We start from the raw sequence: 15,330 nt of genomic DNA on the forward strand, positions 1-15,330 counted from the left end.
CAGATTGCCAAAAAAAACACAAGAGGCGCAGAAGCTGATCGATTATTATGAATCCAATAAAACGAGAATGAATTATCCGTTATACAAAACGATAGGTGCAGGGCTTATTGGTTCCGGCGCTATCGAATCGGCACACCGAACGGTTGTCCAAAAGAGGCTGAAGCAATCCGGCCAAAGATGGAGCCGAAATGGCGCCCAAAATATGTTGTATCTCAGAGTAACGAAGAAGAATCAACAATGGTCAAAGATTGTAGAACTAACCAAAAGGGAGTTTGTTAAGAATGCTGCATAGCGAAAATTTGAAATGCACCCGGACCTATCTACCATACAATAATAAAAAAAGCCCAAGAAACTGATTTTCAGAAACTTGAGCTTAGTGGAGGCGAGGGGAGTCGAACCCCTGTCCAAACATATCCTCCAAAGGCCTTCTACATGCTTATTCCCTGTATTATTTGTCGGCGCAACACCGGAAAAGGACAAACCAATGAAACGCTTAGCTGAATAGGTCTTTTGCTGCCGGCACAGCCTGAGGCAACAGCATCCTGTTTTTGTTTTATGAGTCGGCGGCGGAGCGTGGTAACAGAACAACCGGCTCAACGCGGCCCTAATGACTACTTAATCACTGATTAGGCAGCCATGGCATACTGAGTATTGCCATTTGAAGTTTGAGTATTCAGATTAACGGGCTAATTACACAACGCCCGGCATGCTTCTACCTTCAAAGATCTACGCTGTCAAAACCAAACGCCCCCTTTACTCCGTTTTAGCTGTCAAAACTTAGCCTTCAGCTATCGGGTTGGGCTGTTCCTGATTTCCAGGAAACCAGAACCAGCATACAAAGATATGGATTAAAAGGGAGATTTATATTGTTCAATGGGGTTTGCGCCTATTGGTGGGACGTAACGACCGGGGGACTGACATAGTCCTCAGCAACGCCAACCCGGTGCTTACCTAAAAAGCCTGAAGATATCCAGCCCGAGCGCGTATGCCATCAGTCCCAGCAACAGTACCATGCCTGCCATTTGTGCATATTCCATAAATTTATCGCCCGGTTTTCTTCCTGTGATCATTTCGTAAAGTGTAAATAACGCATGACCGCCATCGAGGGCTGGTATCGGCAGCACATTCATAAAGGCCAGGATAATGGAAAACAGGCCGGTCATGGTCCAGAACCGCTCCCAGTCCCAGGTACCGCCAAATGTTTTGCCGATGCTGATCACGCTGCCAAGGTTATCACTTACTTTGTGTTCCTTTGATGTAAACAGCAGCTTTATCCCCTCCACGTACTCTGCCAGTTTATTGACGCCATATTTAATACCCGCAGGTATTGCTTCAAAAAAACTGTAATGGATCATCTCAAGACCAATGATCTCTCCCGGGTTCCTGGGGACAAATTTCGTCGCAGTGTTTTCATCCGTCATTACCACCACGTTTACGGTATCTTTTCCCCGGAGCGCATGCAGTGTAATATCCTGGTTCTTTAAGTCCTTTTTTGCGGCAATATACTGATCAAAATACTGGAAGTACTGATTGTTCAGGCCAATGATCGTATCACCCTTCTCCAGTTTTCCACTTACATATTTCACTTCTTTATCCTCGTCAATAATAACGGGGAACCGGGCTGTAAACAACTGGGCCGACTTAGCCCTGGTCAGTTTGCTTAAGAACCCTGACGGCAATACGATCGTCGTATCCATCCCAGCTCTTTTAACCCCCAGTTCGATCTGTTTATCGCTGAAGAACATCCCTTTTCTCAGGTCATCCAGGTATACCACTTTTTTCCCGTTCACCGAACGGATCAGATCTCCATCCTTTAACCCGACGGATTTAGCCAGGGAGTCCACGGCGATCCCGTACCGGAGATTCTGCATCGGGGTTTTCTCCTCGCCCCATACAAAAAGGATCATGGCAAAAATGAAGAGGGCCAGTACGAAGTTGATGATGACACCTGCCAGCATGATGATCAGGCGCTGCCAGGCGGGCTTTGAACGGAACTCCCAGGGTTGGGCAGGTTGTTTCATCGCCTCTTTATCCATGCTCTCATCGATCATCCCGCTGATCTTTACATATCCTCCCAGCGGCACCCAGCCGATGCCATACTCTGTTTCTCCTATTTTCTTTTTCCACAGGGAGAACCAGGGGTTAAAGAACAGGTAGAATTTTTCAACGCGGCAGCCAAACCATTTTGCGGTAATAAAATGCCCGAATTCGTGTAAAGCAATCAGGATGGAAAAAGACAAAATAAACTGACCTACATTTGCGCCAAAGGCCGACCAGTTAAATGCTAGTAAAGTCATGTATTAATAATAAGATATATAATTTATTCAAGGGTGCAAAGATAGGGCGATAAAATTCTAATTTTTCATTAACAGGCCCTAAATATCCGGTACCGGAAAACAATTAACAACAGTGCTTTACAGCCGGATAATATCTGCAGCCAGGGTACGTGCTTCGGCATCGCTTTCAAAATAATCAGCCAGGGAAGGCTTTTGTATATGGGGCACCTGTGCCATTACCTTTTCAATAACATCGGTCATTTCGAGGAACCCGATGCGGTTCTTAAGAAAAGCATATACCGCAATTTCATTGGCGGCATTCATTACACAAGGCAGGTTGCCACCCATTTCCAGGGCTTCTATCGCCAGCGCCAGGTTGCGGAAAGTTTTAAGATCCGGCTCTTCAAAGGTGAAGGTATTCATCCGCTTAAAATCAAAACGCGGATGATCGTTAAGGATCCGCGACGGAAATCCCAGGGCATACTGGATAGGCAGCCGCATATCCGGCAAGCCGATCTGGGCCTTGATGCTGCCATCTTCAAACTGTACCATGCTGTGAATGGCGCTTTGCGGATGAATCAGCACATCGATCTGATCCGGCTTCAAATTGAACAGCCACTTTGCCTCGATCATTTCCAGCCCCTTATTCATTAAGGTAGCGGAATCGATCGAGATCTTGGCCCCCATTTCCCAGTTGGGATGCTGCAGCGCATGCTCTCTTTTGACGTTTACGAGGTAATTGGGTTTACGCCCTATAAAGGGTCCGCCGGATGCGGTAAGGTATACCTTTTCAATTCTATTGCGGGTTTCCCCGATCAGGCACTGAAAGATCGCAGAATGCTCTGAATCCACGGGGATAACGGGCACCCGGTGCTCTACGGCCATTTGCATTACAATATCGCCTGCCACTACCAGGGTTTCCTTGTTGGCCAGGGCAATGGCTTTGCCATTTTCGATCGCCTTAATGGTGGGTTTAAACCCGGCAAACCCTACAATTGCGGCCAGCATCAGGTCATAGACATCCATACCCGCCACTTCCTCCAGGGCATCTTCGCCGGCAAACACTTTAATGTCTGTTTTTGCCAGTGCATCTTTTACAGCGCCATACCTGTTTTCATCCCCGATAACAACAATATTCGGGTTGTATACCAGCGCCTGCTCAATCAGCAGCTGATCATTGGAATACGCCGTTAATACCTCTACAGAAAAGAGATCCGGGTTCTTTCCGATCACATCCAGTGCCTGTGTTCCGATAGAACCGGTTGAGCCAAAAATGGCGATTCGTTTTATCATACGTTCGTCTCCCATTTACTTTTTGTAGTATTCCTGTCTTAAAAGGGCTAAGATAGGGGCTGTTTCAGGAATAAAAAAATGCTTAATTCTTGATCCACTGCGTAAGACCTTCTGCAATTTTCCGGTCGTTGCTCAGGCGGGGCACTTTATTCTGTCCGCCCAGTTTCCCGATAGAACGCATATAATCGATGAACCCGTTCTTCCGCACAGGTGTAATAATCAGCTGCTGCAGGATATTACCGGAGATAAGATCATCATAATACGCGTTCTTTTCCCGGAGATACTGATCTACCTTTTGCGAAAAATGGCGTATGTCTTCCGGTTCATTTTCAAATTCGATGAACCACTGGTGGTACGATTTTCCAGCGTCATTGCTTACATAGGGGGCTACCGTAAACTCGGTAATATGCACATTATCCTCTTTGGCTGCCTTTAAAAGGCTGTATTCCACTTCTTCCCCGATCACATGCTCTCCAAATGCCGAAATAAAGTGCTTGGTGCGCCCGGTTACTACCAGGCGATAGGGATCCACGGACACGAATTTCACCATATCCCCTATATCATAGCCCCATAATCCAGCATTGTTATTGATGATCAACGCATAATTCACACCTGTTTCCACTTCTCCGAGCGATAACCGCCTGGGGTTTTCCCTGCCGATTTCATCTGCCGGGATGAATTCAAAAAAGATCCCACTATTGGTGTTCAGCAACAGTCCCGGTTCGGTTTGGGTATCCTGGAAGGCAAAAAAACCTTCAGATGCCGGGAATGTTTCAATACCATCTACTTTCCGGCCGATGCTCTGGAACAGCTTGGCCTGGTAAGGTTCAAAATTAACCCCGCCATACACCATCACAGAGAAGCGTGGGAATAATTCCCCCACCGGCTTGCCCGACCGCCGGATAAGCTCATCAAAATACATCTGCATCCATGGCGGAATACCGCTGATAAGGGTCATATCCTGCCGGATGGTTTCTTCTACAATTTTACCCAACTTGGTCTCCCAGTCTTCTATACAGTTGGTTTCATATTCCGGCAACTGGTTCTTGCGCAGGTAACGGGGTATATGATGGTTTACAATACCGCTCAGGCGCCCGGTTGGGATACCGCCTACCCGTTCCAGCACCGGCGAGCCGCTCAAAAAGATCAGCTTCCCGTCTGCAAAAGCCGTATTCCCGGTCTCGGCCATGTAACATAACAGGGCGTTGCGGGCTCCGTTGATATGATTGTGGATCGATTCTTTAGAAATGGGAATGTACTTGGTGCCACTCACCGTTCCGGATGTTTTGGCAAAATACAGCGGCTGTCCCCGCCACAACACATTGTGTTTTCCTGCCTTTATTTCTTCGATATAATGCTTCAGCTGTTCATAGTTCCGTACCGGAACTGATTGCCTAAACTGCTTATAATCATTTAATTCTGCGAAACGATGTTCCTTCCCGAACTGGGTGATCCGCGCCGTTTTGATCAGGTATTTCAGTATATTTTCCTGGTCCTCAACCGCCGTTTGCATGCCTTTTTTTATATTTTTGGATACAATTGATGCAAAGGGCTTGGCCAGGAATGATTTGAATTTCATTGCATTGATCTGTTTTTTCTACGCTGCCGGAAAACCGGAACTACAAATATAACGCTTGTTATGAGAGAAGGGATATATAACAGAATATATATTTAAAGGTTCTGTTTGCAAAATTAAAAAATCTCCTTACCTTTGCCGTCCTAATTTTTAGACAATGATAGCAATTATTAAGGTGGCCGGTCAACAATTTAAGGTTGAAAAAGATCAAACCCTGTTTGTGCCACATATTGAAGGCAAATCCGGTGATGCTGTAAACCTCGAGGTTTTGTTGGCACACATCGATGGTAAGTTATCGGTTGGCGGTAACGTTGCCACTGTGAACGCAGAAATTGTAGACCATGTAAAAGGGGATACAGTGATCGCTTACAAAACAAAAAGGAGAAAAGGCTTTCATAAAAAGAAAGGCCACCGTACGGCTTATACAAAAATTAAAGTAACTAATATCGCTTAATTAAAGTTGGCAGGTTGAACTGTTGAAAGTTGATAGGGGCAACCTGAGAACTTCAACCTTTTAACTCTAAACTTTTAAACTTAAAAAAATGGCACACAAGAAAGGAGAAGGTAGCGTTAAAAACGGCCGTGATTCAGAAAGCAAACGCCTTGGAGTAAAAATCTTCGGAGGTCAGCCTGCTATCGCCGGTAATGTTATCATTCGTCAGCGTGGTACTGTTTATCATCCTGGTAAGAACGTAGGTGTTGGAAAAGACTTCACACTGTTTGCGTTGTCTGATGGCATCGTTGAGTTCAGAAAAGGAAGAAAGAACAGGACCTTTGTTTCTATAAACGAAGCACAGGCTTAATGCTCTTTGCTGTAACTGAATAAATTGTGGAAAAAAAATTTGTCGGCATTAAATAATTGTATAATTTTACCGCCGATAATCCATTATTTACTAATCATTAAATTCAAAAAAAATGGCAGTTAAAAAAGCAGCAGCAAAGAAAGCGGCTCCTAAGAAAGCAGCAGCAAAAAAAGCAGCTCCTAAAAAAGCGGCAGCAAAGAAAGCGGCTCCTAAAAAAGCAGCAGCTCCTAAGAAAGCGGCAGCAAAAAAAGCGGCTCCTAAAAAGGCGGCTCCTAAAAAAGCAGCAGCTCCTAAGAAAGCGGCAGCAAAAAAAGCAGCTCCTAAAAAAGCAGCAGCTAAGAAAAAATAAGGATTTCTTTCTAAAAGAATTCAAAGGCCTTCCGGATGGAAGGCTTTTTTTATTGCTGCCTCTTTCCTACTTTGCAGCTATGAACAACAGTACCATCGCCGATCATTTCGGATTGCTTGCCAAATTAATGGATATTCACGGCGAAAATTCATTTAAAGCCAGGACCTACTCTATAGCTGCTTTTCATATTGAGCGGCTGGAGGAACAGCTAACGGCAATGGACCGCAGCACCTATGCAGGGATCAAAGGACTGGGCGCTTCGGTGGCGTCCAAGATTATTGAACTGATCGACACCGGAAAGATGAAGGCCCTTGAAGATATCCTGGCCGAAACGCCCGCAGGGATCACCGAAATGCTGCAATTAAAAGGTATTGGCCCCAAAAAGATCCACATCATCTGGAAAGAAATGGGGATCATATCCGTGGGAGAACTGGAATATGCGTGTATCGAAAACCGGCTGACCCGTTATAAAGGATTTGGAGAAAAGACCCAGGTAAAGATCCTGGAATCGATCAACTTTTACAACCAGAACAAAGGTCATTTCCTTTATGCACAGGTACATGAAATTTTCCCCTCTATACAGGCCTATCTTGAAAAGATCTTCGGAAAGGGATCGGTATGGAATACCGGCAACTATTACCGGCAGCTCTCCACATTGCATGAGCTGGAATTTATCATAGCGGAAAAGCTGGATACGATCCGGCAAAAATTTCAAACCGCCTATCCCCCGGAACTCCTGGAAGAAACCGACAACAGCGTGCTTTACAAACTGAACAACGGGCTCCGGCTCCGGGTTTACGCCGTACAGGAAAAGATCCCGCAATGGCTGTTCAACACCTCCTCTTCCGCCGAATTTTCAGCGGCATTCCGTGAGCGCTTCTATCCTGAGAACTTTGATACCACTGTTTTTGACAGCGAGTCGGCTATTTTTGAAAAAGCCAACCTGCCCTATATCCCCGCCTGTTTGCGTGAAACTGCAGCCACCATCGACCGGGCCGAAAAGCACGAGCTGCCCCCGCTGATCCAGGTAAGCGATATCAAAGGGATCATTCACAACCACAGTACCTGGTCCGACGGACTCTTTACGATTGAAGAAATGGCCAAAGCCCTTATCGATAAAAAAATGGAATACCTGGTGATCTCTGATCACTCAAAATCTGCCGCCTATGCCAACGGACTTACCGAGGAGCGCATTGTGCAGCAGCAACAGCAGATCGACGCGCTTAACCAAAAACTGGCGCCTTTTAAGATCTACAAAAGCATTGAGTGCGATATCCTGGGCGATGGAAGTCTTGATTACCGCGATGATGTGCTGGCGACCTTTGACCTTGTTATTGCATCTGTACACAGCAACCTCTATATGAACGAAGCCCGGGCTATGGAGCGCCTGATGCGGGCGATCGAAAATCCCTATACCACGATCCTGGGGCATCTTACGGGGCGCCTGTTGCTTAGCCGTAACGGATACCCCATCGACCATAAAAAGATCATTGACGCCTGTATTGCGCATAACGTCGTAATAGAAATCAATGCCAATCCCCACCGCCTCGACCTGGACTGGAGCTGGATCGATTACGCAATGAACAGCGGGGCCCTGCTGTCTATAAACCCTGATGCGCATACCATTGAAGGCTTTGATGATATCCGGTTTGGCGTGATCTCTGCGCAGAAAGGGGGCCTCACCCCGGCATACAACCTGAGCAGCTTTACACGGGAGCAATTTGATACATTTATCAGCAGGAGAAAAGCGGCCCTATAACAGGTTCGCCGTTGCTCATTTGAAGTTGGACCCGGTTTTGTACCCGATGAACCAGGTTAGGAGTAATAATAAGCCGGCATCAAAATCATTTCTTTTCACGGTCAGTGAGGACACTGACCGTGGCGTGGGCCGTGGTTTGTGTCCTCACAAACCACTAGTAATTACGCATTTTAATAAAATTGATTCCGGTTCATTATAAAAGGCGTATAGTAAGCAGTTTTGCTACCCGGCGGGCCATTGGCCATTCACCGTCTGATGTTTAAGTCCCCATGCTCTTCATATAGTTAGAAGGGTTATCAGAAATCAGAAGCGGAAGCCGCACGTAGAAGGTGGTCCCTACACCCAGCTCGGTTTCAAACCAGATCGTTCCGTTTGCTTTTTCAACAATGCTCTTGCACATGGCCAATCCCAGACCTGTTCCGGAACTTTTGGTTGTAAAATTAGGCGTGAATATTTTATTGCGCATCTCATCGCTGATGCCGGTTCCATTATCGGTTATGCTAACCGTAACGGCACTGTTCTCAAGGGTCTCCCTTACAGAGATCACTCCCTGTGTATTTTTATCACAGGCATCTATCGCATTCACCAGCAAATTAGTAAACAGCCGGTTCATCTGCGTTTTGTCGGCCTTAATGGTTACACTGCCCGGAAGCATCTTCCAGTGGAACGTAACATCCGGGTTTTTGCTGTAGATGCTTTCCAGCGGCTGCAATACCTCGTGCAGGTCAAAGACCATTTCCTTCACATGATTGATATTGGCAAACTGGGAAAAGTCTGCTGCGATCTTCGAAAGATAATCGATCTGCTCCACCAGTGTTTTGGCAACACTTGAAGTGAGCTGCTGCACATTGGAGCTCTTTTCTGCAATGGCCTTCTGAAGGTATTGCAAACTCAACTTCATCGGCGTAAGCGGATTCTTGATCTCATGGGCCACCTGTCTTGCCATTTCCCGCCAGGCTTCCTCGCGCTCCGATCTTGCCAGCCGGTCTGCGCTCTCCTGCAGCTGGGACACCATTTTATTATATTCCCTTACCAGTTGGCCGATCTCATCATTCCGCTCCCATACGATCTCCTCATTAACGCGCGAAAGGCTCACCTCCTTCATTTTATTACTGATCACCGTAAATGACCCGGTGATCCGGTTGGTGATCAGCAGCGCCAGTAATCCCGTTAATAGGAAAATAAAAGCATAAAGATTGATCAGGGTTATAAGGAAGTTCGATATCTCCTGGTTGAGCTCCTGCTGTGAGGTAAAATACGGGATGCTCAGGTACGCATACGGCGCTGCGCTGTTGGCGCCCACCGGGGCATAGATGGTATTGTAGGAAAGCTTGGAAACCTGTTCTTTCTGTATGTACTGGGCCCTTCGCAGACGTAACAAACTATAAAAGGCCCGGGGCGACATCCGTGTGCTCAGGACCCCCCTGCTGTAAACATCTGCCTGGCTGGTTGCTCTTAATTCGCCTGTAAAATCGTACACGTTCACATCCAGCCCGTGGATGTCCGAAACCCGTTTTACAACAGCATTGAATGCGCTTGCCTGGAACAGATCCTCATTGAAATGCCCGCTTTCCAGTGTCACCCTCAGGCTGTCATGAAAGTTGATTTCATTCAGCATAATGTTCATCGTTCGTCCCAGCCGGTCATTATTGGATTCTTCAAACCGATTGACAAAAAAGGATATGGTGGCGGCGCCTACCACTACAAAGGCCAGCACATTGATGAGGATAAATGTACCATGGATCTGGCTGCGGATTGTTGGAAAGAAAGTGGAGTTCCGGAGGAGCCGCTTATTCATAAAGGCTCCCAGAACGATCATCAGCACATTGATGAGCGCTACCAGGAACAAAAAAGCACAAAAGATATAGGAGAACAAGGTAGTGGCCTCCAGGAACATTTCGCTTTTCCGGACCATGATGATCACTTTGGAAGCGCCGGCCCTGTACCATACCTCGCTATACCCGCCCCGTTCCCGCACATCCACCTTCTTTTTGGGAAACTGGTTTTTTGTAAGCGTGGTGGTAAACGGATATTTTTTTGAAGCAGATGACGATGTAAGCTGGTAGTTATGATAGATCGCAAACTGGTATACGGCAGAGTTGGAAAGCTCCCCCTGTTTGAACTGTTTGAACAGCTCAGGCTTGATATTGGCTACAGCAAACCGCCGCGGATTGGATACAATATATATGCTGCCCATAAGCCGGCCGGTTTCAGCATCCTTAATGATCCGGCGGGTGATATAGGCAAAATTGTCGAACTCTTCAGATTCATAAAAATACATATCGGGCAGCGATGTGGGGCGCGACCTGTTTGCTATGGTCGTATTTAACGAAGCTACCGTTTGCGGAAACTGGTTGTACAACGGATTGTCCAGGCTGTCAAAAATATACAGGTTGGTCACATAATTATTGAGGTAACCGATATAATTACGCTGCCGCATACTGTCTCTTAAATAGGCATTCTGCTCCTCATCATACAAACGGTGAAAATTATTCCTGAAATAATTACTATCCATGTATTTGTTTGCAATGCTGATGAGCCGTTCACTTGCCGGATCGGTTTGCGTGGCCAGCTTCTGACAATAAAGCGTACGAAGGCTTAACTCAGCCTTGGTGATCTCGTTCAGCATCAGCAAACAGAGACTGATCGAAAAAATAAAGATCCACAGCACGGTTCCTGAAACACTGAATTTTACAAACCGGCTGATAACCTCTTCTTTTGTAAAAATAAACGTGTATACCAGCAACCACAATAACACCGGCAGGCAGAAGGTAACATTCCTGCTGCTCACAAACAGGGTGATAAACATCAATCCAAGCACGGCCGTCCATAGATAGACCTGCCATACATGGGCTCTGAATATTGCAAAAATATATTTATAAAGGGTCCGGCTGAGATAATAGAACCCCAGGCAAAGACAGGCCAGCACCAGGAAGCCAACAATCGTAAATACGCTAAGGCTATCGATATTGGTAACATCGAAGGAGATCTTTGATTTCCCGATGATATCTTTTATCACATCGGCAATACTGAAGGTGGCAGCGATCAGTATTACCAGGAAACTGGCGCCGGAAATCCGCAGCGTTTTACTGGTGTATTTTTCGGTAAAGAACGGCCTTACGGAAAGGCGGTTCCAGACAAACACACAGATCCAGCAAAAAAGCAGGCTGTTGATCAGCAGATCGCCAAAGGTAGACAGCAGGAAACCCGATCCGTACAGGTCCGGATCAAATAATTTGAACTCTGAAAAGTTCCAGGCATTACTCATAATGTACACCCCTATGCGGAATGCCAGTAAACAGGCCAGTAACAGCCAGATCTGGAGCCTGTAGCTGGATGCTGCAAAACGTTTTGCCAGCAACAGGTAACAGGAAAGAAAGATCAGAAACAGCCCGGTGATCTTCAATACCACGGAAAGTGCGGAATCCCGTGCCGGTTTTACTTCCTGTATTTCTGTGCGGACTCCGGTACCCGCAGCTCCATCCATCTTCCGGGCAAACTTTATATCCGGCTTTTTTTTCAGATAAAAGACCGGTTGCCCCCCAAGACCCCGGATAGCATGTTGTGTAGGCGCAACACCAATATCCATTACCTGGTCCATTGCCTGGTCGAACGGATAAGAGTCCCGGAGGTAATCTGTTTCTACGAAAAAAGAGGACTTCATCAGGATCAGGCAAATGGCCATAAAATCCGGATGGCCCGGAACCGGTCTCCTGATGGAATAATAATAACCGTTTGCCAGTTTGATCCCCTGTTCATTCTGGTCGCTATACAGCAGTTCATCCGAAGGCACAACGATCCCCGTATTCCAAAACCGCAGGAATGATTTATCCTGGTCATTTTTGTATAAATAGAAATAGAACCGGCTGTCGGGAATGGAGGCCAGGTCTTTCAATGTTTCCTTTGACTGGGTGAGGCGGTCCATCAAGCCGGCCTGTGACAGGAGCTGGTCAAACGCCTTCACCCGCGCTCTGATCTCTTTTTCAAAAAGCCGGGTTTGCGCATCCAGGGAAGTATTTTTCAGATAGCTGGAATTCAGCAGGAACGCGCCGACAAAAATAGCCAGGGCTGCAGACAAAAGCAGCAACTCCCATAAGTATTTATTCCTGCCGCGGAACTTCATATTATCGCCCCTCTGTTTTTACCTGGTTCCATAATGTATCCATCTGCTCTAATGTTAACGCCGCAAACTGATCGCCCGCCGCCGCCGCCAGCTGTTCCATCCTGGTAAAGCGATGGAGGAATTTTTTATTGGTCCGCTCCAGCGCGGCTTCTGCATCTATATTCAAAAACCGTGCGTAGTTGATAAGAGAGAACAATAAATCGCCCAATTCTTCTTCCATTTTTTCCGGGGCCCCGGTTTCTACTGCTTCCCGGAGTTCTTCCGTTTCTTCTGTTACCTTTTCCCATACCTGCGGGGCTGTTTCCCATTCAAATCCTACCTGCCCGGCTTTTTCCTGCAACCGCATGGCCTTCACCACTGCAGGCAGGGAACGGGGCACGCCACTCAATACCGAAGTCTTACCTTCTTTCAGCTTCAGTTGTTCCCAGTTCTTTTTAACATCTTCCTCGGTACGCACTTCCTTCAACCCGCCGATCGCCGCATCCGGCGGATAAATATGCGGGTGCCTTTTGATCAGCTTTTCCGTAATGCCCGTTAACACTTCCGTTATCGTAAACCGGTCCTGCTCCTGTGCAATCTTCGCGTAAAAGACGATGTGCAGCAGCAGGTCGCCCAGCTCTTCCTTCATCCCCTTCCAGTCTTCCTCAAGAATGGCATCTCCCAATTCATAGGTTTCTTCAATGGTCATTTGCCGCAATGTATGGATGGTCTGCTTGCGGTCCCACGGGCATTTTTCCCGTAATTCATCCATAACCTGTACCAACCTGTTAAATGCATCCTGGTTCATCGCTCTTCAGTTTTTAGGTTCTATTTTGTTTTGACATCGGCTTCCGAAAAAAAGCGATCCATAAATAACAACTGATAAAAGATGGCGTTTTGCCAGTAGGCGCTGGTGTGCGCACCCGGCCGCGTAATGTAGTCGTGGGGAATGTTGCGCAGCAGGAGCGCCTGGTGCAGCTCTTCATTTACTTTATAAAAGAAATCGTCTGTTCCGCAATCAATGATGATCCTCAGCGTTTGGGGTTCTATAAGATGCAGCATATTAATGACGGTATTCTTTTCCCAGCGCTCCGGAAACTCCGAATACCGGCCAAGCCGTTTTGCCATATCCCAGTTATTGGGAAAAGGCCGGATATCCACGCCCCCGCTCATACTCCCTGCAGCGCCAAAAACATCCGGGTGTTTGATTGCAAGGTACAACGCACCATGCCCGCCCATGCTGAGCCCCGCAATGCCCCTGCCCTTTGACGTGGGAATGGTAGCATAATTCTTATCTACCCATGAAACCAACTCCCCTGATACAAAGGTTTCGTACCGGAAGGAGGGATCTACCGGACTGTCCCAGTACCAGCTGCCATAGCCGCCATCCGGGCAAACAAGGATCATCTGATACCGGTCTGCGCCCTCAAGCGCGCCTTTTACACCGGCCCAGTAAGCATAGCTGCCACTATAGCCATGTAGCAGGTATACAACCGGGTACTTTTTTGTTTTAGCATATCCATCCGGCAATACAACCGATGTTCTAATGCGCTTCTTCATCGATGCGCTGTATACCTCCAGGGTATCTACTTTGGCCGCCAACACATTGAAACTCAACAGCAGCAATACTCCTATTGCCAAGAAAGACCTCATTTTCATTAACATACTTTTATAGGGACGAATTTATACAAAAAATGGCCACTGAAGCACAGAAACGCTGAACATCGATCATATCATCCGCCAAATGAACCTGAGAACAGGATCCCGATAGCTTCTTCAACAGAGGAGACGCCGGATATGGGCCTATAAGCATTAGACCATACCCGCGGACTGACCAGCGGACCAGGCTTGGAGGACCGGGGTGTAAACACAGGAGAGCAGCAACACCATTCTAACTACAGGCAACGGGGAATGTGGAATTCTTAAAAGCGCTTCTGGTTTGCCAGGGCTTCTTTTACACCCGGGTAATCTGTGATCAGTGCCAGCTCATATCCTGGTCTGCTTTTCAGCTTCCGGATAAATTCATGCAACCTTAAAGAGTCTGTTGAGGTTCTCCACATCTGGTCATGCGCCAGGATCACCAGGTTATCGGGTTTAAGCGTTTTATTAGCGGCAAATAAGTGATCTACCTGGGCCATCAGCTGGTCCGGGGTTTGTATAGCCTGCGCATTTTTATGATTGAACTGCCACTCCAGGTCCCAGCCAATAAGCACATAACCGCCTTTTTTCTGAAGCGAGTCGATCACGGTCCTGTTTTTTACAAGATCCGTCCGGGCAATGCTGTCTATACGCCAGGCATTCCGGCCGGGTGTACGGGCTATCGGCTCCTTCAGCATCATCATCGCCTGGGCGCGGTTAAAGTCGGAAATAACGGAATCTGCATTTTTATAAAATCCCGTAAAACGGTTTCTCCAGGCATGGGAATAACTATGGTTGAACAATTCGATCCCCGGGAAGGTTTGCAGCTGCTCCCACATCAGTTTTTGCTCCGGGCTGGCCTTGGTGTGCAACCCGATCAGGAACATGGTTGCAGGTACTTTTTCTTCTTTCAGGATCGTTAACAGGTTACGGGTCCCCAGGTTGGGGCCATCATCAAATGTCATGAAGATCCGCTTCTTTCTCGGTTGTTCACTTTCTTTCTGCGGGGCTTTTAAATTGATCTCCACCGAATCGGGAATATCAAGTTCCGCCCCCAGTTTCTTCCCCCTGGAACCGGAATCACTACAGGAAAAAAGCAGCAGAAAAGCAGGAAATCCCAAAAAGCAACGCCATTTTCTCATCAAAGCAGGGAGCTCCCTGCAGGTAGCCCCTTCCATAAATTGTTTCATATATTTTATCTAAAAAATCGTAAAACAGGGGAGCCAGCAGATAGGGTCAGCCTTAAAAACAAAAGCCACCGGAGGATGACCGACAGACTTTTCAGATGTGCATTCCATGTTATTTTACAATTCAAATGTAAAGCTAATCAATAGGAACAGTATTTCAAAATTATCTTTGGGCGATCCTCCCGTTTGCAACCAGTTTGCATTGCCCCCCGCGGGGTTACTGCAGCTGCATCAGATGTCAATGCCGCAAACTGCAATGGTCCGGCGGCAACTCCTGTTCGGCAAACCGCACCATTCCTATGCTTTTGCTGCCGGCCATCTGCTACCGGCAGGAATTGTCCGTACAC

General features: G+C 47.1%; 11 protein-coding genes, 1 other RNA gene and 1 pseudogene. 5 read left to right on the plus strand and 8 right to left on the minus strand.

Annotated features, from left to right (window positions below; translation table 11 throughout):
* Positions 1 to 292: pseudogene (locus tag BLS44_RS26850) on the plus strand (hypothetical protein); the annotation flags it as partial.
* Positions 293 to 374: 82 nt separating this feature from the next.
* On the opposite strand, the gene ssrA reads toward BLS44_RS26850, so the two are convergent.
* The 4 genes from ssrA to BLS44_RS22480 all read right to left on the minus strand — a co-directional run bounded on the left by ssrA (position 375) and on the right by BLS44_RS22480 (position 5,148).
* Positions 375 to 752, minus strand: a transfer-messenger RNA (tmRNA) gene (gene ssrA, locus BLS44_RS22465).
* A 195-nt stretch (positions 753 to 947) separates the two neighbouring features.
* Complete coding sequence (gene rseP / locus BLS44_RS22470) at positions 948 to 2,297, minus strand: RIP metalloprotease RseP (RefSeq protein WP_090392669.1); 1,350 nt, start codon at positions 2,295 to 2,297, stop codon at positions 948 to 950.
* Positions 2,298 to 2,414: 117 nt separating this feature from the next.
* Positions 2,415 to 3,569 carry a 1-deoxy-D-xylulose-5-phosphate reductoisomerase gene (locus BLS44_RS22475; RefSeq protein WP_394332482.1) on the minus strand — a complete coding sequence of 385 codons (1,155 nt, stop codon included), beginning with the start codon at positions 3,567 to 3,569 and terminating at the stop codon, positions 2,415 to 2,417.
* A gap of 82 nt (positions 3,570 to 3,651) precedes the next feature.
* On the minus strand, positions 3,652 to 5,148 hold the full coding sequence (locus BLS44_RS22480; RefSeq protein ID WP_090392674.1) for a GH3 family acyl-acid amido synthetase: 1,497 nt from the start codon (positions 5,146 to 5,148) through the stop codon (positions 3,652 to 3,654).
* A gap of 154 nt (positions 5,149 to 5,302) precedes the next feature.
* Between BLS44_RS22480 and rplU the strand changes: the two genes are divergently transcribed.
* From rplU to BLS44_RS22500, 4 genes are all read left to right on the plus strand, one after another.
* Positions 5,303 to 5,599: a 50S ribosomal protein L21 gene (gene rplU / locus BLS44_RS22485; RefSeq protein ID WP_090392676.1), complete on the plus strand. Its 297-nt coding sequence runs from the start codon at positions 5,303 to 5,305 to the stop codon at positions 5,597 to 5,599.
* 88 nt (positions 5,600 to 5,687) lie between these two features.
* Entirely contained in the window at positions 5,688 to 5,948 is a 261-nt protein-coding gene (gene rpmA, locus BLS44_RS22490) for a 50S ribosomal protein L27 (protein WP_090392678.1), read from the plus strand.
* 112 nt (positions 5,949 to 6,060) lie between these two features.
* Positions 6,061 to 6,297, plus strand: a complete 237-nt coding sequence (locus BLS44_RS22495) for a histone (protein ID WP_090392680.1) — start codon at positions 6,061 to 6,063, stop codon at positions 6,295 to 6,297.
* A gap of 79 nt (positions 6,298 to 6,376) precedes the next feature.
* Positions 6,377 to 8,056: a helix-hairpin-helix domain-containing protein gene (locus BLS44_RS22500; protein ID WP_090392681.1), complete on the plus strand. Its 1,680-nt coding sequence runs from the start codon at positions 6,377 to 6,379 to the stop codon at positions 8,054 to 8,056.
* 259 nt (positions 8,057 to 8,315) lie between these two features.
* Here BLS44_RS22500 and BLS44_RS22505 read toward each other — a convergent pair whose 3' ends face one another.
* The 4 genes from BLS44_RS22505 to BLS44_RS22520 form a co-directional block, all read right to left on the minus strand.
* Positions 8,316 to 12,179: a sensor histidine kinase gene (locus tag BLS44_RS22505; protein WP_090392683.1), complete on the minus strand. Its 3,864-nt coding sequence runs from the start codon at positions 12,177 to 12,179 to the stop codon at positions 8,316 to 8,318.
* A gap of 1 nt (position 12,180) precedes the next feature.
* A complete protein-coding gene (gene mazG, locus BLS44_RS22510; RefSeq protein WP_090392685.1) occupies positions 12,181 to 12,966 on the minus strand; it encodes a nucleoside triphosphate pyrophosphohydrolase in 786 nt (261 codons plus the stop codon).
* 20 nt (positions 12,967 to 12,986) lie between these two features.
* The gene (locus BLS44_RS22515) at positions 12,987 to 13,811 is read right to left on the minus strand and encodes an alpha/beta hydrolase (RefSeq protein ID WP_245729360.1); all 825 of its coding nucleotides are present in this window, start codon (positions 13,809 to 13,811) and stop codon (positions 12,987 to 12,989) included.
* 269 nt (positions 13,812 to 14,080) lie between these two features.
* Positions 14,081 to 14,986: a polysaccharide deacetylase family protein gene (locus BLS44_RS22520; RefSeq protein ID WP_245729362.1), complete on the minus strand. Its 906-nt coding sequence runs from the start codon at positions 14,984 to 14,986 to the stop codon at positions 14,081 to 14,083.
* Between the last annotated feature and the right edge of the window lie 344 nt (positions 14,987 to 15,330).

Origin of the sequence: Niabella drilacis (genome assembly GCF_900101395.1) — a bacterium.
In the GTDB taxonomy this organism is placed as follows: domain Bacteria; phylum Bacteroidota; class Bacteroidia; order Chitinophagales; family Chitinophagaceae; genus Niabella; species Niabella drilacis.